The 410-nt window shown below is 48.8% G+C and carries 1 protein-coding gene; it reads left to right on the top strand.

Annotated features, from left to right (window positions below):
• Positions 1–42: 42 nt before the first annotated feature.
• Positions 43–410, top strand: a 368-nt coding sequence (locus EN862_RS35990) for a hypothetical protein (protein WP_127394041.1), incomplete at its 3' end; no start/stop codon positions are given.

The following is a 410-nucleotide window of genomic DNA, read 5'->3' as shown; positions in this document are numbered from 1 at the left end:
AACCAACTTGACGGCCAGCCCGTCAATGTCCAGCGAGGCTCGGTGATGCTCATCGAATATACGAACGAAGTCGCGTTCGGGGAGCCACCGCCATCCGTAATTGTGTTGTGCACGCTTCGTGAGGTACGAGAGCTGTCTTCGAAATTGTTGCTCCGCGATGTTGTCGACATGTCGTCTGGATTCAACGCAAATTTTTCGGGTGGGATATCTGGCTTTCAGGTCAAGATTGTCACTGAGAATGAGCACTTAGTGAGGATTCAAGACGGAAAGGTATTGATATCCTTGTCTAAGGAACACGCTGGCGCGATTTCAGCGATGCTTGATCAAATAGATGTGCAAGGCCAGACCATATACGTCGACTTCGATGGCCTGAATCTCTTTGAAGAGGCAAATTTGATTATCTCTACGAC

The sequence above is a fragment of the Mesorhizobium sp. M2E.F.Ca.ET.219.01.1.1 genome, from assembly GCF_004016445.2.
In the GTDB taxonomy this organism is placed as follows: Bacteria; Pseudomonadota; Alphaproteobacteria; order Rhizobiales; family Rhizobiaceae; genus Mesorhizobium.
Note: the sequence above shows the minus strand (reverse complement) of the source record. Positions and strands in the feature narration are given on the sequence as shown.